This window comes from Leucobacter sp. cx-42 (assembly GCF_014529985.1).
Taxonomy (GTDB): domain Bacteria; phylum Actinomycetota; class Actinomycetes; order Actinomycetales; family Microbacteriaceae; genus Leucobacter.
The window spans coordinates 1-18,248 of record NZ_JACVMU010000006.1; the positions used below are offsets into that span (position 1 = coordinate 1).

Here is an 18,248-nt window from a genome sequence, read left to right on the forward strand (position 1 = left end):
GAGGCTGAGATTCTGTTTATGCAGAACCAGCTCAATCGTCGCCCTCGGCAGACTTTGGAGTTTGCAACACCTGCTGAGACACTGAGTGAGTATCTCGCAGGTGTTGCACTCACCGTCTGAGACCGCCCCCTTGCCTACGCAAGAAGGGCCCTTTCTCGAGAGAAAGGGCCCTTCTTGCGGGGTTGGCCGAGGCCAATGGCCAGCGCCATGCCAGCGCCATGCCAGCGCCATGCCAGCCCTATGCCAGGCTCACACTACTGGGCCGGCGGAACCTCACCCATCAGCACGCGACGCGCGTCGTGCACGAGTTCGGGCGAGGTGTACAGCTCGTACCGCACGGCGATCATCTGCGTCACCGACGAGAAGCCGCGGCGGTTGCGCGTCATCGAGTACGAGACCACACTGAACAGCATGCCGAAGCCGGCGCCAATCACGAGTGCGGCGATGAAGACGCCGAGAATGCCCGTGTTGTCAGGCTGGAACAGGAACAGCAGCACGCCAAGGAACAAACCGAGGTACGCGCCAGACAGCGCACCCATGAGAGCGACGCGGCCGTAGGTGAGCTTGCCGGTGATGCGCTCAACGCTACGCACGTGGTTACCGACGATGCTGACCTCGCGGACAGGGAACCCACTCTTTGCGAGGGTGTCGACCGCGGTACGAGCATCTTCGTAGCGATCGTACGTCGAGATGATGTCGCCTGTCGGCAACTCAAGTGACAGTGGCGTGCGAGGCGCTCCGGGCTGACCTGTGAAACTCATACCCTGATTGTACGGCTCAGGCTGCGCAGAACCCAGTGTTTTCCTTAGCGTTGCGAACGTACGGCTCTCGACGTGCACGATTGTCAGCGGTAGACGGTAGCGTAGGGGTGTGAGCAATTCGAGGGTCTTTGTCGGCCGCCTTGCGGGGCGGGGTGTTTTTGACCCTGCCGGTGATCGCATCGGAAAGGTACGCGACGTGCTCGTCGTGTACCGACACCAGTCTCAGCCGCGCGTTGTCGGTCTCATTGTTGAGATTCCCGGCAAGCGTCGCGTCTTCGTCCCGATCAGTCGTGTGACCTCGATTGGCTCAGGTCAGGTCATCACCACTGGCCTCATCAACATTCGCCGCTTCGAGCAGCGAAGTGGCGAGATCCGCGTCCTGGCGCAGCTCATCGGCCTCCCAGCGCAGCTTGCTGATTCAACCCGTGTGCGTATTGAAGACGCCGCGATTGAACGTACGCGTTCCGGAGAATGGGTGCTGTCAGAGGTCTTCGTGCACGTGCTGCGCGCCGAGGTGCGCGCGTTCAGCCGCCCCGAATCGCGCATCGTCGCGTGGACCGACATGCGTCTGCCGCAAGAGAAGTCAGAGGCGCAGTCGGCTGAGCGTCTAATTCAGACCTTCCTCGACCTCAAGCCTGCCGACCTCGCAGAGCAGCTGCTTGAGCTGCCGTTCGAACGCATGACCGAGGTCATGGCCGAGATGTCAGATGATCGCGTTGCCGACGCGCTCGAGGAGATGACTGAGGCGGATCAGCTGTCGCTGCTCGCCCACATCCCTGAAAAGCGTGCGGCCGATGTACTCGATCACATGGAGCCTGATGACGCCGCCGACCTCGTGTCAGCGCTGCCAGATGCCAAGCGTGAAGAGTTGCTCGACCTCATGGAAGATGAGGAAGAGGCAGAGGTCCGTAAGCTCCTCGGCTATGCACCAGACACCGCGGGTGGCCTCATGAGCCCGTCCGCGATCATTCTGTCTGGCGAGGCAAGCATTGCGGAGGGCCTCGCGATGATCCGCCGCGCTGAGATCTCACCGGCGATGGCGTCCGCGGTCTATGTCACCCATCCGCCGTTTGAGACTCCCACCGGCGAGTTTCTCGGCATTGCACACTTCCAGCGCATGCTGCGTTTCCCGCCGCACGAGCGCCTGTCGGCACTGCTCGATAGCGAGATCGAGCCGGTGCACGTTGACGCCGATGCGGCAGAGGTCGCGCGTCAGCTCGCGAGCTACGATCTCGTGGCGATCCCCGTCGTTGACGATCAGCAGCGCCTCGTCGGCGTTGTCACCGTCGATGACGTGCTCGACCATCTCCTGCCAGACGATTGGCGCCACGCTGGCGACGATGACGAGACAGGCAACGCCACCCCAACCGCTCACAGAACTGGAATGGGGGCGTGATGCGCTGGGGCAAGAACGCGTCACTCGACGCACCGCGTGCCTCGGGCATGCGTGGACCGCAAGAGACTCGCACCGGCGGCAACGAACGCTTTGGTCGCTGGACCGAGAGCATCGCGCGCGGCATGGGCACCCCGTGGTTCCTGCTCATTCTGACGGCCTTCTGTCTCGCGTGGCTCGCGTGGAACACCTGGGGCCCGCAGCACCTCCGTTTTGACTCGGCAGCGCTCGGCTTCACCGCCCTCACACTCATCCTGTCGCTGCAGGCATCGTACGCGGCGCCGATGATTCTGCTCGCGCAGAACCGTCAAGATGACCGCGACCGCGTGCAGATTGAGCAAGACCGTCAGCGTGCCGAACGTAACGTCGCAGACATCGAGTTCCTTGCGCGCGAGGTCGTCTCGCTGCGCATCATGATGAAAGATCTTCCCGACCGGGAATTCATTCGCCAGGAGCTGCGTTCTCTTCTGGAGGAGCTCGAAGAAGAATCAGAGCCCGAATCGGCAGCGTCAGCCGCACCAGCAGACCCGGCCACGCCAGCAGGCAACGCCCCGCCCCGCACCCAGGAGGATTAAGCGCGCAATGACCGCAGAGCACACGATGCCAGGTCGCGACACAGCGTCCGCACTCGAACTCACCCTGTGGACCGCGCTTGACCGCGTGCAAGACCCCGACATTCGTCGTCCGCTCACTGAGCTCGGCATGGTGCGCGAGGTCACGGTCAGCTCTGACGAGACCGGTGCCCAGCGCGCCGCTGTGAGCATCCAGCTCACGATCGCTGGCTGCCCGGCGGCTCGCCAGATCGAGGCCGATGTGCACAGCGCGATCGAGTCGGTCGCAGGCATCGCCTCCGGCGACGTCGCAGTCGGCGTGATGACGCCGAGCGAGCGTCAGGCGTTCGTCGAACGCGTGCGCGGATCGCGTCCCCGCCAGTTCGGTCCAGACTCGCTCACGCGTGTCATCGCCGTGACGAGCGGCAAGGGCGGCGTCGGCAAGTCTTCGCTCACCTCTGCGTTGGCAATGGCGTTCGCGAAGCGTGGGCTCTCCGTTGGCGTGATCGACGCCGACATCTTTGGCTTCTCGATTCCGAGCGTGCTCGGTCTCAGCCGCGACGGCCAGGTCGAACAGCCGACCCGCGTTGGCGAAATGATCATCCCACCGTCCGTCGACGGTGTGCAGGCGATCTCAATCGGCATGTTCTTGGGCGATGCCGATCCGCGCAATACTGCCGTATCTTGGCGCGGCCCCATGCTGCACCGCACGATTGAGCAGTTCTTGCGCGACGTCTGGTTCGGCGACCTCGACGTGCTGCTCCTCGACCTACCGCCAGGAACGGGTGACGTCGCGATCAGTGTCGGACAGCTGCTCCCCCAGGCCGAGGTGCTCGTCATCACGACCCCGCAGGAGGCTGCGGCCGACGTCGCCGTGCGCAGCGCCCTCGTCGCCCGCCAGACCGGTCAGAAAGTCATCGGCGTCATCGAAAACATGGCCGGCCTGGTGCAGCCCGATGGCACTGTCCTTGACCTGTTTGGTTCGGGTGGCGGCAAGGCCGTCGCAGAACGCCTCTCAGACGACGAACACGGCACGGTTCCGCTCCTTGGCAGCGTGCCGCTGAGCCCGGACTTCCGTGCGGCCGGGGACACTGGCACACCGCAGTCCCTGATTGCGGGGGCGGATCCGGCTGGCGCCGAGGTACTGCGCGTCGCAGACCGCATCATCGGCCTCGGTCGCGGCCTCGCTGGCCGATCCCTCGGCATCAGCCTCAGCTAACACTGTGGGTACGGAGTGGCCGAGGTCGCTTAGGTCGCCTCGTCGTCGTAGCGCATCATGCCCGAGAGCTTTGCCTCGCGCTCCTTGCGGGCGTTGTCGAGGCGTTCTCGCCGCTCAGCAAGGCGCGCCTCACGCTCGTCCTCAGTCAGCGCATCGCGGATGATGCGGCGCGGATCGTACTGGCGCGGATCAAGCTGCTTCCAGTCGACGTTTTCGTATTCTGGGCCCATCTCGTCTTTGAGTCGACCCTTTGCGCCGTCGGCCATGCCCTTGATCATCTTCACGAATTCACCAAGCTTCTTGGCGTATTCGGGGAGGCGGGTAGGTCCAACGATGATCATCGCGATCACGAGAATCACCAAGATCTTGTCGAAAGTCAGGCCCATACCCGTTATCGTACATCGCACTGCCCTGGGAAACCTCACGATGACGCGCGTGTATAGCCTCAGTGCAGCGCGCCGAACCTCTACGCTTAGGAAGTACGCGTGTTGAGTCGCGATATTGGAGGCAAAGTGAGCAAGGTCGAACGTAACTGGCAGTTCGTCGAACAGTACCCGAACGAGCCCGACTCGCTCGTGCGTGCACGCCGCCTTTCCACCGAGCACGGCGTCGAGCCCGTCTCACCGTCTGTCGCATCGGAGCTCTCGCTCCTCGCTGCGGTGTCGAACGCACGCACCATCTGCGAAATCGGTACTGGCCTCGGTGTCAGCGGTCTTGCGCTGCTGCGTCACGCTCCGAACGCCACGTTGACGACCATCGAACGGGAGTCAGAGTACGTGCGTGAGGCGCGCCCCATCTTCACTGAGGCGGGTATCCCCTCATCGCGGGTGCGCTTCGTCGAGGGCGATGCGCTCCACATCATGCCGCGCTTGAACCTCAGCTCCTATGACATCGTCCTGCTCGATGCTGAGCCAGAGATTCTCCTGGAGCTCTTCGAGTACGCCCTCGGCATCGTCCGCCAGGGTGGCACCATCATCATCCCGAATGCGCTCGCACACGGTCAGGTCGCAGACCCGGCTGTCCGCGACTCACAGACCCAGTCACTCCGCGACCTCCTCGCGGTCGTCGCAGAGTCGCCCGCAACTGCTGCGTCGCTGTCAGCCTCGGGCGGCGGCCTCCTCACCGTCGTGAAGCTCGCCGCATAGCGTCAGAGCGCCCGCGCGCACCCCAGACATACAAAGAACCCCATCTCAACCGAGATGGGGTTCTTTGATTACTACGCGGAGCACTCAGCCGTCGAGCACACCTGCGAGAACATTACGCAGCTCAGCTGCTTCTTCATCATTGACCGAAACGACGAGTCGACCGCCGCCTTCGAGAGGCACGCGAACCACGATCACCCGGCTCTCACGAACCGCTTCCATGGGCCCGTCTCCGGTCCTCGGTTTCATTGCCGCCATGACGCCTCCTTGCAAGCTAGATACTTCCAACACCCATTATCCCCCGGAAACACCAGACGCACGAAATCGGAGCGTCATATTCGAGAATCGAGGCGCTTTCTTGGCCAGTTCTGGGGAATGGGCACAAAGCAGGGGCGAAGCGCAAGTGCGCCTCGCCCCAAATATTGACCGTGTTAGCGGTTCAGATGTCGTTCTGCCGCCCCCGTGTACAACTGCTGCGGGCGACCGATCTTGGTCTGCGGATCGGTCCGCGCCTCGCGCCACTGTGCAATCCAGCCCGGAAGTCGGCCAATCGCGAACAGCACGGTGAACATGCGTGTCGGGAAGCCCATCGCCTTGTAAATGACGCCGGTGTAGAAGTCGACGTTCGGGTAGAGCTTGCGCTCCTTGAAGTAGTCGTCTTCGAGCGCGATCTGCTCAAGCTCCTGTGCGAGTGCGAGCAGCGGGTCATTGACCCCGAGCTCCTCGAGCACCTTGGCCGCGCTGTCCTTGACGATACGCGCACGCGGATCGTAGTTCTTGTAGACGCGGTGACCGAAGCCCATGAGCTTCACGCCGTCTTCCTTGCGCTTGACCTTCTCAACGAACGCCTGGACGCTCTGACCGGAATCGCGGATCTGCGCGAGCATGTCGAGCACTGCCTCGTTCGCACCGCCGTGGAGGGGGCCCGAGAGCGCGTTGATACCGGCCGAGACCGACGAGAAGAGGTTCGCACCGGTCGAGCCGACGAGACGCACCGTCGACGTCGACGCGTTCTGCTCGTGGTCTGCGTGCAGAATCAGGAGCTTGTCGAGCGCGTCGACGAGCACCGGGTTCATGATGTAGTCCTCAGCCTTGTTGCCGAAGTTGAGACGCAGGAAGTTCTCAACGAAGCCCAGGCTGTTCTTCGGGTACAGCGTTGCCTGACCGATTGACTTCTTGTGCGCGTATGCCGCAAGCACGGGAAGCTTCGCAAGCAGGCGAATCGTATTGACCTCAACGAACTCGGGCACCGAAGTATCCAACGAGTTCTCGTAGTAGGTCGACATCGTCTGCAGGCCGCCAGAGAGCATCGCCATCGGGTGCGCCGTGTGCGGCACTGCTTCGAAGTAGTACGCCATGTCTTCGTGCAGAAGTGTGTGGCGACGGATCTCGCTATCGAACTCAGCAAGCTGGTCCGGGGTCGGCAGCTCACCGTAGATCAGCAGGTATGCAACCTCCAGGAAGGTTGATCCCTTTGCGAGCTCTTCGATTGGGTAGCCCCGGTAACGGAGAACGCCCTCATCGCCATCGATGTAGGTGATCGACGACTTCGTCGATGCGGTGTTCACGAAACCATAATCGAGCGCGGTGTAGCCGCTCTGTCGCGTCAGCGTGCTCAGATCAATTGCCGAATTGCCGTCCACTGCTGAGAGAATCGGAAATTCTGCCGAACCCTCGGGCAGGATCAGCTTCGCTGTATTGGGGCTCTGTGTCGAGTCGGTCATGTCATCTCCTCGTGAGATCTCATGCTGGCGAGCGTCTGTTTAACACTGCCATTGCTTTCAGCCTATCGGCTCCTATGGGAGTCCACGGCCAGGCCGTAGATTCGTTACGCCCCTACACCCAGACTATCTTGATGTCGAGCGAAATGCGACGCAATGCACACAACGAGATTGTGCCGTTATGCAACATGTTCAGACTACTGGCTTCCGAAGCTTCTAAGGTGCAAACACACAAAAGCCGCTGTTTCTTCCGAAGAAACAGCGGCCGATGCATCTCGTGCGGCTTTTAGCCCTGAGGCGGAAGCGCCGCCACCACGGGATGGTCGAAGTTGTACATGCCAACCTTCGCTGCTCCACCTGGCGAACCAATTTCATCGAAGAATTCGACGTTCGCACGGTAGTAATCAGACCATTCACCCGGCAGGTCATCTTCATAGTAGATAGCCTCGACGGGGCATACGGGTTCGCAGGCTCCGCAGTCAACGCACTCATCCGGATGGATGTAGAGCGAGCGTTCACCCTCGTAAATGCAGTCAACGGGGCACTCGTCGACGCAGGCGCGATCTTTCACGTCCACGCAGGGAAGAGCGATCACATAGGTCATGATCCACGCCTTTCACTCGTCAAACAATGCTTCTATCCTATCCGGTCACGGAGCCAGTAGCTGCGAGCGCGCCAAGTCCAGGTGACATGAGCAACGCTGCCACCCATGCCGCACAGACCAGCCACGGTCCCGCCGCAGTTATCTGCGCCCGAATCCGCCTTCGGTGAAGATTCTGCAGCGCGAGCGCACAGGCAAAGCAGCACAGGAGCACCCCAGCTCGCAGCCATGGCGCTTCACCAAACCCAACCAGGGCCGCAGCGGCGACTGCTCCGAGCTTCACATCGCCAGCCCCAATTCCCGCCGGAACCACCCACCACACGGCAACGAGCAGCAGGCAGGGCAGGCCCACTGCGCTGAGCCGTTCGAACAGGGGCGCGGATCCGCCCCCACCCATCCCAGCCACGCTCTTGGCCGCACCAGCCGCGAACAGCACGGTGCACGCGGCGCAGGCAAGCAGCCAGTTCGGAATGCGGAGGGACGCACGATCGCACGCCGAGATCAACACACTCACGACCGCAAGGACACCGACTGCCACGGTGGGGACACACAGGGTGCGGATCGGCATCGCACCGATGCCACCGGTGTCACTGTGCTCGCGACCGAGCAAGAGGTACAGCGTTGCGGCGAGCGCTCCCCCGCAGAGGGCAAGAACAAGAACGCCGGCGGAGTAAGCTGTGCGCTTCTCCGCCGGCGTTCCGGTCGTCTTAGTCGGGGACAACCTCTGTACCGATGCCATGCTCGGTGAAAATCTCAAGCAGCACCGAGTGCGGCTCTCGACCGTCGATGATTGCGGCCTTTGATACCCCGCCGCGAACCGCATCGAGGCAGGCACGCATCTTGGGGATCATTCCCGATTCCAGCGAGGGCAGCATCTTCTCGAGATCAGAGATGCTGATCGTGGAGACGAGCGAGCTCTTGTCTGGCCAGTTCGCATAGAGGCCGGCAACATCCGTGAGGATGACGAGCTTTTCAGCCTCGAGCGCCGACGCGAGGGCCGAAGCCGCAGCATCTGCGTTGACGTTGAGTGACTCGCCTGGGTGGTCTGCATCCGGCGCGATCGAGGAGACCACCGGAATCATGCCGGCTTCAAGCAGCGCAAGGATCGGCTCCGTGCGCACGCCAACAATGTCACCAACGCGGCCAAGGTCGACGGACTCGCCATCAACCTCAATCGGAGGACGACGCTTGCCGATAAACAGACCACCGTCTTCGCCTGTCGTTCCCGACGCGAAGGGACCGTGCGCGTTGATCGATTCGATGAGCTCCGGGTTCACCTTGCCGGTGAGCACCATGCGCACGACATCCATGGTTTCAGGGGTCGTCACACGGTATCCACCGCGGAACTCGCTCTCAATGCCCAGGCGCGCAAGCATGCGGTTGATCTGGGGGCCGCCGCCGTGCACAACGACCGGGCGAATGCCCGCGTGGTGCAGGTAGACAATGTCTTCCGCAAACGCTGCAAGCAGCTCCTCATCAACCATGGCGTTGCCGCCAAACTTGATGACCATGATCGTGTCCCGGAACTTCTTCAGCCACGGCAGTGACTCAATGAGTACCTGCGCCTTCGCTGAAGCCTGCGCGTGGTCGAGCGCTTCCTTCGTAGTCGTAGCCAATCCTTCGTCCTAGCTCGAGTACGCGCTGTTCTCGTGCACGTAGTCGTGCGTGAGATCGTTGGTGCGGATCAGCGCCTGCGCGTCACCCGCGAACAGCTCGATGCGCACATGGGTCTGACGCGGGGTCAGGTCGCAGTCGGTGACGGGACGATCAGGAGCACCCGCGTGGCAGAGGCGGATTCCGTTAAAGCTCACGTCGACCTGGTACGGGTCGAATGCAGCCTCGGTGGTGCCGATCGCGGCGAGTACGCGACCCCAGTTCGGGTCGTTGCCGAAGATCGCAGCCTTGAACAGGTTGTTTCGTGCCAGCGCACGGCCAACCTCAACGGCGTCTTCTTCGGTTGCTGCGCCGAGAACCTCAATATCAATGTTGTGGGTTGCACCCTCAGCATCGCGCTGGAGCTGCGCCGCGAGGCTATCGCAGATCGCGATGAGTGCCGCAGTGAACTCAGCTTCGTCAGGGGTGACAGCAGAGGCACCCGACGACAGGAGCGTCACCTGGTCGTTGGTTGACATGCAGCCGTCAGAGTCCAGGCGGTCGAAGCTCACCTTGGTTGCCGCACGAAGCGCACGATCAAGTACTTCTTCTTCGAGGACCGCGTCAGTGGTGATGACCACGAGCATGGTCGCGAGGCCAGGAGCCAGCATGCCAGCACCCTTTGCCATCGCGCCAATGGTCCAGCCAGCGCCCGTGTGGGTGGCAACCTTCTCTACCGAGTCGGTCGTCAGGATCGCTGCGGGTGCAGTGGTGTCATCTGCCGCGAGCTGCTCAACAAGCGCCGGGATGTTCAGCACGATCTTGTCACGGAACGTCTGGTCGCCAGCGCCAATCAGGCCGGTCGAGCAAACGAGGATATTCTCTGCGTCGCCAGCTTCGCCGTCGAGCGCCGAGGCAACAGCCTCTGCAGTGAGCTTCGTCGTCTCATAGCCAAAGTCGCCGGTGAAGCAGTTCGCGCCACCTGAATTCAGCACAACCGCACGTGCGGGACCGTTCTGGATCACCTTGCGGCTCCACAGAATGGGGTTTGCCTGTGCTCGGTTCGTCGTAAAGACCACAGCCGACTCTGGCTTCGGGCCGTCATTGACGACGAGAGCAAGGTCAGGCTTGCCTGTGGACTTGAGGCCGACTGCGATGCCCGCAGATCGGAACCCCTGGGGTGCGGTGACGCTCATCGCTACTCCTTTTCATGCGTCGGCATACCGACGCGATCAGCCCGCGGCTACACGGGCGCTGTTCTGACGTGAGTGAGAGTGACTCGCGCTTAGGGGGCCAGCCCGTTCACTGAGAGACCGGTGTCCTCAGCGAGCCCAAGCGCAATGTTGGCGGACTGAATAGCCGCGCCTGCGGTGCCCTTGGCCAAGTTATCAAGTGCCGCAACGATGACGACGCGGTGTGCCGCCTCATCAATTGCGATGCCCATCAGGCAGGTGTTTGCGCCGAGGGTATCTGCGGTGCGCGGAAATACGCCCTCTGGCAACAGGTGCACGAACGCTTCGTCAGCGTATGCCGATTCCCACGCCGCGCGCACCTCAGCAGCGCTGGTGCCTGGCGTGAGCTTCGCGGTCGTCGTTGCGAGAATGCCACGTGCCATCGGCACCAGCACCGGGGTGAAGCTCAGTGTCGGCTCGATCGTCGCACCAGCCCGACGCAGGGACTGCTTGATCTCTGGGATGTGGCGGTGGGTACCACCGACCGCATACGGGTTCGCGGTGCCCATGAGCTCTGCCCCCAGCAGGTGGGTCTTCGCAGCCTTGCCTGCGCCAGAGGGGCCAACCGCAAGCACGGTGACGATATCGTCAGCTTGAATGACGCCGGCAGCAATGCCAGGCGCGAGTGAAAGCCCGACCGTCGAAGCGTTGCAGCCGGGAGCCGCAATACGAGTTGCGCCAACGAGCGCCTCACGCTGCCGGCGAGCACCCCCGTCGATGAGGAGCTCCGGCACACCATAGGTCCACGCATCGTGGTACTCGCCACCGTAAAACGCTTCCCAATCAGCGGGGTCAGCCAGGCGGTGATCCGCGCCACAATCGACCGCGAGGCGAACGTTCGTGAGCTGCGCAGTGAGTGCACCCGACGCACCGTGCGGCAGCGCGAAGAAGACGATGTCGTGGCCGTCGAGCACCTCTGGAGTGGTCTCTCGGAGCGTGAGATGCGCCAGTGAGCGTAGGTGCGGCTGCGATTCGATCAGCGGACGTCCCGCCGAGGAATGCCCGGTCACTGTACGAATCTCGAACTCGGGATGGCCTGCGAGCAGACGCAACAGCTCACCCCCGGCGTAGCCACTCGCACCAGCTACTGCCACACTGAAAGTCATCGACGCTCCTTCATCTCTGCACACCGATGCTCTCTATTCTCGCACTTCACAGCAAATCCTTCGATTTCTGCCGCAACAGACTGAACTTTATGCATCAGTTACTCGTGTGAAAAGTTCGGCTGGCGCTTCTCGCTGAAGGCACGCATGCCTTCCTTCTGGTCAGCCGTCGCGAACTGCGCAGCAAAGGCCAAGCGCTCGAACCGCAGGCCTTCTGTGAGCGAAGACTCCTGCGCGACCTGCAGCGCCTCTTTCGCGGCATAGACCGCTGGCAGCGACTTTGACGCGATCGTCTCGGCAAGCTTCTGCGCTTCCTCGAGCAGCTCATCCTGCGGCACCACGCGCGACACCAGGCCACTCCGTTCGGCCTCGTCAGCCCGCATATGTCGCCCAGTCAATACGAGTTCAGCGGCCTTGTACTTGCCGATCGCGCGCGGCAGACGCTGCGATCCGCCAAAGCCGGGAATGATGCCGAGGTTGATTTCGGGCTGGCCGAAGCGAGCCGAGTCAGCAGCAAGGATGATGTCGCACATCATCGCAAGCTCGCAGCCGCCACCGAGCGCGAAGCCAGATACTGCCGCGATGAGCGGGGTGCGGATCTGTTCAAACGGCGCCCAGCCCGGGAAGGGCGCGCGCAAATACATCTCAACGTAACCCTGCTCGGTCATCTCTTTGATGTCTGCGCCTGCAGCAAACGCCTTCGCAGACCCGGTGATCACGATTGCGCCGATTTCCGGGTCAGCATCGAACGTCGTCGCTGCGTCAATCAGCTCACGCACGAGCGTTGAGTCGAGCGCGTTTAACGCCTCGGGTCGGTTCAGAGTGATCGTTGCGACACGGTTGTTCGCGGCAGTGAGAATACGCGTGTAGTCAGTCATGCCCCACACGTTACCGGCTTAGAAGTCGTTGATGACGAGTTTCTTCATGCCCATCATGTGCGCGAACGCATTCGGTCGCGCCATAAGCTCACCCATATTTTTCGGAACCACCTGCCAGCTCACGCCGAATTCGTCTGCGAGCCAGCCACACTGTTCTGCTTCAGGCGATGCAGATAATGCGTCCCACACCAGATCGATTTCATCCTGGTCAGCACACTGCACCTCAAAGGAGACACCGCAGGAGAAGCAGTGCTCCTCGTCTAGCGGGTTATCGATCGCAATAAACCAGTCGTCGCCGAGGTGGAACTCACCAAAGATGAGCGCATCGGCAGTGGCCCGCCCCACCTGCGCACCGTAGGTCTGCGTATGCGTCACGCCAGCTCCGCCGGGAAGTTTTTCAAACACGCTTGTGTACAACGCAAGCGCCTCTGATGCGCGGTTCTGCGCTGCGCAGGCAAAGGTCAATGCCGGCAACACGAACGGCCGTGGTGAACGATTCGGGCTCGCGAGGACCAGCTGCCAGTGCACGCCAAATCGGTCACGTACCCAGCCGTATTTGTCAGAAAGCGGGGACTCCCCCAGCGGAATAACCTCAGTACCACCCACGAGCAGCGCATCCCACAGCAGGTCGAGCGTTTCGCGGGCGCAGGTTGCGCCACCGCTGATGATTGCTGCGTCGAAGTTCAACGCAAACGACACCGATGCGTTGGGAGCAAATTCTGGGCCGCCATTAATGAGGCCGATGCGATATCCCTCAATCGTCATCGTCACCGACAACGCTTTGCCTGCGAACGCCTGTTGGAAGTCAGCCAGGCCGGTCTCGGGGTATCGTCCGTCCACTGCAATGTGGATCTCACGGCCTGACCCTCGGAAGGCACTCTCGTAGAAGGAAGCCATCTCCTCGGCGTTCCCGTCACACCAAATTTTGGGAACAATCTGTTGCGTCATAAGACTCAGTGTTACTTTCTCTAATGGAGCATCAATGCCGGTGCAATTGTGAGTATTCAGCGAGCCAATTTACATAGCCCACCGTACCAATTTCTGCGTTTTCTTGCGGCAATAACGTGCCGTCACGCAAGGATTTTCCGTATCGGCCCCAGTACGGCAGCTCAATCACTGGGCGCGGATCCTCGCGCGCTTGAAAGACCATTCGAGTGATTTCGGCGAGTCGCAATCGATCCGGTCCAGAAAACTCCCTGGCGTATCCGACTGGCACACTCTCTGCTGCCCACAGCAGTCGTTCGGCGATTGCTCTCGCCGGAAGCGGCTGCGCGAGCACCTGGGGCACGAACACCCATCCACCTATGGTTTTCCCATGCTGCTCCGCGAATTCGTAAGAGGGTGCGGTCGGCAGAATGGTCCACGGGATCTTCCCTTCCGCGAGGCAGTGCTCTTGGACCGCCTTTCCCGCGAAGCGCCCGTACGGATGCGCCGCGGCACCGATCGTCGAGAGCAGAACATAGTGGCGCACCCCGCCAGCCTGTGCCGCAGACTGCAAATGCCGCGAGGCGAGCTCGAAGAACGTCACTCGCTCATACTCATTCCCGGGATCTACAACGTCGATGACGGCTTCGACGCCGCTCAGATCCAGGCCGGCACCGTCATACACGTCGCATCCCGTTGATCGCGCAAGCACGAGTACGTCGTGCCCTGCCGCACGAGCAAGCTGCACCGCATGCGCACCGATAAGCCCGGTTCCCCCAACCACCGCAATACGCATGCCCACCTCCTTTGGTTTGCCCGTGCGCTAACCATATGCCCAGGTCAACCCAGGCACCAGGGATACTTTTCTCTGCACCTCGTGCACCTCGCAGACACACACATGCCCCGGCTCGCTCCTTGCAGAACGAACCGGGGCATGTGCAGTACTCGGATTACGCCGCGAGCCGTGGCTGCGCCGCTGTCGGCGCAGCTCCCCGAGCAATTTGTGTCGCATCAGGGCGAGCGCCAAGCCGCTGCACAAACGCAGTGATGTTCGCGGGCAGCTCGTCACCTCGCCAGGCCACATGCTGGTCCTCGCGCACAATGAGATACTCCGTGCTGAAGGCAGCGGGCAGCTCGAGTTCAGCGAGATCGAGGAATGCGGTCGGCAACCCAGCAGCCGTGGCTGCTGCAGCCCAGGCAGCGCCAGCGTCCGCGTCCCCCGCAGCGTTCACCAACGTGTACCACTTCCCCAGTCCGTCATACGCAGACGAGCCGTCGCGCAGCCAGACGTGCGGCATGCGACACCCTGGCACGGTCGACGGGGTATACGTTCCCATCGTGTACTCGGGTGCTGCGCCATCGGCAACAATAATTGGGGAGCCGTGATAGCTGTACCCATAGTTCAGACCGGCAGCCGCAAATTGCTGGGTGTTCAGCTGTTCCGCGAGCGCACCAAATCGCGCACGCGCGAGATCCGCCTCCTCCCCAGGCAACTCGATGTTCGCCGGCATATCGGCAGCATCGAGTTTTTGCAGGTGCCCCATTGCGAACCTTGACACCTGTTCGGTAATCGGCTGCCGCTCAGCCGCATAAGCATCAAGCATGTGTTCGCCTGCCCAGCCGTCGAGCACCGCAGCAATCGTCCAGGCGAGGTTGACACCGTCAGCGATTCCGGCGTTCATGCCGTACCCACCCATCGGCACCCACAGGTGTGCCGCGTCACCAGCGATAAAGAACCGGCGGTCACGGAACTTGTCAGCGACAAGTCTGCGCGCAACCCAGTCTTCCTCTGAAAGCACTGCATACGGGAAAAGCACGTCTACCCCGAGGATGTCACGGAGCGCTTGATGACGATCCACTGATCCAAGCTCAGCTTCTTCCGCGGTGAGGTACGTGTGCACTAGGAACTCGTCCACACCGTTGATCGCATAGATGTGTCCGTTTCGGCGCGTGTTGTACACGTAGGTCCCCCAAGAAGGGATGGCCTCACGCGCCGCCGCAAGTGCCGTGGATCGAATCCACGTCGACTGCACGTGCTGGAGCACAGGGTCGCCGCTGAACTTCGCGCCGATAGCCTTCCGCACGAGCGAACGCCCACCATCAGCCCCAATCAAGTATTTCGCTCGCACCGTTGACTGTGCGCCGGTGACCACATCGGTGACCGCAGCAGTGACACCGGAGTCATCTTGCGAAACGGCATCAACGCGAACACCATTCCGGAGGTCAATTCCGGCGCGGGACGCGACGTGACGCTCCAAAATTGGCTCAAGGTACGTCTGGTTCACACGGTGCGGGTGTTCTGGGGTCGCCCACGAGACGTCTGGGCCCGATCCGCCGCCATTTCGCCGTTCCTCGGCAGAGGGGATGCGGATCCTGCCAAACTCCTGCCCAACAAACGACGTGCGAAAGGCTACGTCCTGTGGGTGTTCAGCCGGCAACCCGGCGCTCCGCACGTCGTCGGCGATTCCGTGTCTGCGGAAGACTTCCATCGTCCGCGATGAAACGTGATTGCACTTCACATTCGGCGGCTGCAGGAACGGGTCCTGTTCAAGTACGATCGCTGTCGCGCCGTGACTCTCAAGCGTCATCGCAGCGAGTAGGCCTACTGGGCCACCACCAACAACGAGGACTTCTGCATCGTATTCGTAGTTCACTTGACTTCCGCCAGATTCCGCTTTGAGCCTTCAGGAGAGATAAACACTGCGACGAGGCAGACGAGCAGCACCGCAATCCAGACGACGCCGAGCACCACAGGGCCACCAGATCCCATCAGCGAACTCGCAATAATTGGGGTGAAGCCAGCCCCGATCGCCGAAGCGCCCTGGAACGCGATCGACGCACCGGTGAAACGCGTTTCCGTGGGGAAGAGCTCAGCAAGGAACGCAGCCAATGGGCCAAGGATGATGCCCTGGATGCCCTGTCCGACGATCACGGCGACCGCAAACGCCCAGTTCTCACCCATGCTGACGAGCTGAATGAGCGGGAACGCAAACACCGCAGCTGCGACAATACCGACGGCGATGACCGGACGACGTCCGTAGCGATCGCTCAAGCGCGCCGCAATAATCGTGGTGATGAACATCGCGATGGCAGACGCCACCTTCGAGTTGAGCGCAAAGGTCGGATCAGTGCCATGCGAAGTCGCAAAGCCGAGCCCCCACACGCTCGCCATTCCGGAGATCGTGAGCTGACTCATCGCGACGAGCGTGCCAAGCAGCAGGACCCACGGCGAGTTCTTGAAGACCTCAATGAAGGGAACCTTGCGCTTCTCGGCTTCATTATTGAAGTTCACGAAGAGCGGGCTTTCAACCACTTTCAAACGCACGACCATGCCGATCGCAACCAGCACGACGCTCAAGAGGAACGGCACGCGCCAACCCCAGGCAAGGAACTGCTCGTGTGGCATGAGGGTGAACAGGCCGAGAATGCCGGCGGAGAGCACCGAACCAGCGGGGGCGCCCAGGTTTGCAAACGCAGCAGCGAAGCCACGCTTCCCACCAGGCGCTTGCTCGAGGGCAATCAGCATTGCGCCACCCCATTCACCACCGACGGCGAAGCCCTGGATAATGCGCAGGGTCACGAGCAGCATCGGCGCAGCAACACCGATCTGATCGTAGGTTGGCAACAGGCCAATGAGCGCCGTGGCAACGCCCATCAGCACCATCGTGAAGACGAGGACGCCCTTCCGGCCGAGGCGGTCACCAAAGTGGCCGAACACGATGCCGCCGAGCGGGCGTGCAACATAGCCAGCAGCGAGCGTCGCAAATGATGCGATTGCGGCGAGCGCGGGATCAAGCTGGGAGAAGAAGACTGGACCGAACACGAGCGCTGCCGCGCTCGCGTACAGCATGAAGTCGTAGAACTCGATTGCGCTCCCAAGGAAGCTAGATGCAAGGATCCGACGCATCTGTGGCGTACGAAGCGATTCCTGCTCGTATTGGGTCGGCGCTGCTGACGCAGCGTCGGAGATGGACGGGGTGCTCATCGTTGAACTCCTGTGGGGTATGGCCAAAATTCGGCGCGCGAGCATAAGCATGCCGCACGAGGTTCAATCCTGCTGTCAGCCAGCAAGCAAGACAAGAATAAGAATCTTGAGAGATTGTTTAGTATTAGTTAAATGGGCACCTCGAAGATCACGATCCGCCAGCTGGAAAGCTTTTGCGCAACGGCAGAAACTGGCTCACTCACCGCCGCCGCTGACCGGCTGCATGTGTCACCTGCCGGGGTATCGCAGGCAATTACCCAGCTCGAGGAGCAGCTGGGCGTACAACTCACCCTACGAACCCGTGGTCGAGGGGTCGAAATCACCTCGGCCGGGCAGACCGTCGCAGAGCTCGCACGTGCCGTTACTGACGGCTTGCACGGCATCCAAGATGTCGCAGCCGCCATGCGCGGTGAACTCACCGGCACGTTGACGCTCGGGATATTCACCACGCTCTCACCGTGGCTATTCCCCCGGATCGCAGAGCACTTCAGCGACACGCACCCACAGGTGAACCTTGAGCTCGTCGAGGGCGGATCTGCAGAGCTCCAGGCCATGCTACTTGCGGGAAAAATCGATGCCGCACTTTTGTATCACAACCACGTGTTGCCCGGCGCTCGGTCGTTCCCTGTCACTCCCGTGCGACTCCAAATCGCGCTTGCCCCGTCGCATCCCCTCGCGCAGCTCGATGCTATTCCGCTCCATCTCCTCGAAGAAGAACCGGCCGCATTGCTGTCGTTGCGGCCAGCGACCGATCACGTCGAGGCGATTCTCGAACAGGCTGGACTCACGCCGCGAGTCAAGTGGCGAAGCGCCAATGTCGAAACACTGCGTTCGCTCGTCGCACGAGGCCTCGCGTACACCATCATCATGGGGCGACCGTACGGTGATACGAGCTACGACGGGCTCCCGCTCGTGTACCGGGCGATCTCAGATCCCATTCCAGACAACTCCGTCGTGCTCGCCTTCGCGCACGGTGCCCGACCAACAGCAAAGACGCAGGCACTCCTCGACTTCGCGAGCAGCGCGTTCCGCCCCGACCCACCTGCGACGCGCCATACCTGGCAGCACCACATGGGCGAACTCTCCTAAACGCAATGGGCCGGTGTAACAGCATCAGCTGTCACACCGGCCCATTGAGCAGCAGG

At 61.7% G+C, this 18,248-nt stretch carries 19 protein-coding genes; 5 read left to right on the forward strand and 14 right to left on the reverse strand.

Annotation, left to right across the window (positions count from 1 at the left end; translation table 11 throughout):
* Positions 1–254: 254 nt before the first annotated feature.
* Positions 255–761 (reverse strand): general stress protein, encoded by a 507-nt coding sequence (locus ICM05_RS05960; protein ID WP_188023678.1) that lies wholly within the window; start codon positions 759–761, stop codon positions 255–257.
* Between the two features lie 109 nt (positions 762–870).
* Between ICM05_RS05960 and ICM05_RS05965 the strand changes: the two genes are divergently transcribed.
* From ICM05_RS05965 to ICM05_RS05975, 3 genes are read left to right on the forward strand one after another with little or no spacing between them, the layout of a single operon-like run.
* Positions 871–2,157, forward strand: coding sequence for a magnesium transporter MgtE N-terminal domain-containing protein (locus ICM05_RS05965; RefSeq protein WP_188023679.1), 1,287 nt, complete (start codon positions 871–873; stop codon positions 2,155–2,157).
* Positions 2,157–2,729 carry a DUF1003 domain-containing protein gene (locus ICM05_RS05970; RefSeq protein ID WP_188023680.1) on the forward strand — a complete coding sequence of 191 codons (573 nt, stop codon included), beginning with the start codon at positions 2,157–2,159 and terminating at the stop codon, positions 2,727–2,729. Before ICM05_RS05965 ends, ICM05_RS05970 begins: the two co-directional genes overlap by 1 nt.
* A 25-nt stretch (positions 2,730–2,754) precedes the next feature.
* A complete protein-coding gene (locus ICM05_RS05975; protein ID WP_188023960.1) occupies positions 2,755–3,924 on the forward strand; it encodes a P-loop NTPase in 1,170 nt (389 codons plus the stop codon).
* Between the two features lie 29 nt (positions 3,925–3,953).
* Here ICM05_RS05975 and ICM05_RS05980 read toward each other — a convergent pair whose 3' ends face one another.
* A complete protein-coding gene (locus ICM05_RS05980) occupies positions 3,954–4,310 on the reverse strand; it encodes a twin-arginine translocase TatA/TatE family subunit (protein WP_188023681.1) in 357 nt (118 codons plus the stop codon).
* A gap of 126 nt (positions 4,311–4,436) precedes the next feature.
* On the opposite strand from ICM05_RS05980, the gene ICM05_RS05985 reads away from it, so the two are divergent.
* Positions 4,437–5,069: an O-methyltransferase gene (locus ICM05_RS05985; RefSeq protein WP_188023682.1), complete on the forward strand. Its 633-nt coding sequence runs from the start codon at positions 4,437–4,439 to the stop codon at positions 5,067–5,069.
* An 84-nt stretch (positions 5,070–5,153) separates the two neighbouring features.
* On the opposite strand, the gene ICM05_RS05990 is transcribed toward ICM05_RS05985, so the two are convergent.
* From ICM05_RS05990 to ICM05_RS06045, 12 genes are all read right to left on the reverse strand, one after another.
* Positions 5,154–5,324 carry a DUF3117 domain-containing protein gene (locus tag ICM05_RS05990; protein ID WP_188023683.1) on the reverse strand — a complete coding sequence of 57 codons (171 nt, stop codon included), beginning with the start codon at positions 5,322–5,324 and terminating at the stop codon, positions 5,154–5,156.
* A 173-nt stretch (positions 5,325–5,497) separates the two neighbouring features.
* Positions 5,498–6,790, reverse strand: a complete 1,293-nt coding sequence (locus ICM05_RS05995) for a citrate synthase (protein ID WP_188023684.1) — start codon at positions 6,788–6,790, stop codon at positions 5,498–5,500.
* A 283-nt stretch (positions 6,791–7,073) separates the two neighbouring features.
* Positions 7,074–7,391: a ferredoxin gene (fdxA, locus tag ICM05_RS06000; protein ID WP_188023685.1), complete on the reverse strand. Its 318-nt coding sequence runs from the start codon at positions 7,389–7,391 to the stop codon at positions 7,074–7,076.
* A 37-nt stretch (positions 7,392–7,428) separates the two neighbouring features.
* Positions 7,429–8,127 carry a prepilin peptidase gene (locus ICM05_RS06005; RefSeq protein ID WP_188023686.1) on the reverse strand — a complete coding sequence of 233 codons (699 nt, stop codon included), beginning with the start codon at positions 8,125–8,127 and terminating at the stop codon, positions 7,429–7,431.
* Positions 8,096–9,004 carry an acetylglutamate kinase gene (argB, locus tag ICM05_RS06010; protein ID WP_188023687.1) on the reverse strand — a complete coding sequence of 303 codons (909 nt, stop codon included), beginning with the start codon at positions 9,002–9,004 and terminating at the stop codon, positions 8,096–8,098. The genes ICM05_RS06005 and argB overlap by 32 nt, the downstream gene beginning before the upstream one ends.
* 9 nt (positions 9,005–9,013) lie before the next feature.
* Positions 9,014–10,177 carry a bifunctional glutamate N-acetyltransferase/amino-acid acetyltransferase ArgJ gene (gene argJ / locus ICM05_RS06015; protein ID WP_188023688.1) on the reverse strand — a complete coding sequence of 388 codons (1,164 nt, stop codon included), beginning with the start codon at positions 10,175–10,177 and terminating at the stop codon, positions 9,014–9,016.
* 89 nt (positions 10,178–10,266) lie between these two features.
* Positions 10,267–11,319, reverse strand: coding sequence for an N-acetyl-gamma-glutamyl-phosphate reductase (argC, locus tag ICM05_RS06020; protein ID WP_188023689.1), 1,053 nt, complete (start codon positions 11,317–11,319; stop codon positions 10,267–10,269).
* Positions 11,320–11,417: 98 nt separating this feature from the next.
* Positions 11,418–12,194, reverse strand: a complete 777-nt coding sequence (locus ICM05_RS06025) for an enoyl-CoA hydratase-related protein (protein WP_188023690.1) — start codon at positions 12,192–12,194, stop codon at positions 11,418–11,420.
* A gap of 18 nt (positions 12,195–12,212) precedes the next feature.
* Positions 12,213–13,142 (reverse strand): VOC family protein, encoded by a 930-nt coding sequence (locus ICM05_RS06030; RefSeq protein WP_188023691.1) that lies wholly within the window; start codon positions 13,140–13,142, stop codon positions 12,213–12,215.
* A 31-nt stretch (positions 13,143–13,173) separates the two neighbouring features.
* The gene (locus ICM05_RS06035) at positions 13,174–13,914 is read right to left on the reverse strand and encodes an SDR family oxidoreductase (protein WP_188023692.1); all 741 of its coding nucleotides are present in this window, start codon (positions 13,912–13,914) and stop codon (positions 13,174–13,176) included.
* Between the two features lie 154 nt (positions 13,915–14,068).
* Positions 14,069–15,772, reverse strand: a complete 1,704-nt coding sequence (locus tag ICM05_RS06040) for an FAD-dependent monooxygenase (protein ID WP_188023693.1) — start codon at positions 15,770–15,772, stop codon at positions 14,069–14,071.
* The gene (locus ICM05_RS06045; RefSeq protein ID WP_188023694.1) at positions 15,769–17,103 is read right to left on the reverse strand and encodes an MFS transporter; all 1,335 of its coding nucleotides are present in this window, start codon (positions 17,101–17,103) and stop codon (positions 15,769–15,771) included. The genes ICM05_RS06040 and ICM05_RS06045 overlap by 4 nt, the downstream gene beginning before the upstream one ends.
* 132 nt (positions 17,104–17,235) lie before the next feature.
* Between ICM05_RS06045 and ICM05_RS06050 the strand changes: the two genes are divergently transcribed.
* A complete protein-coding gene (locus ICM05_RS06050) occupies positions 17,236–18,192 on the forward strand; it encodes a LysR family transcriptional regulator (protein ID WP_188023695.1) in 957 nt (318 codons plus the stop codon).
* Positions 18,193–18,248 lie beyond the last annotated feature (56 nt).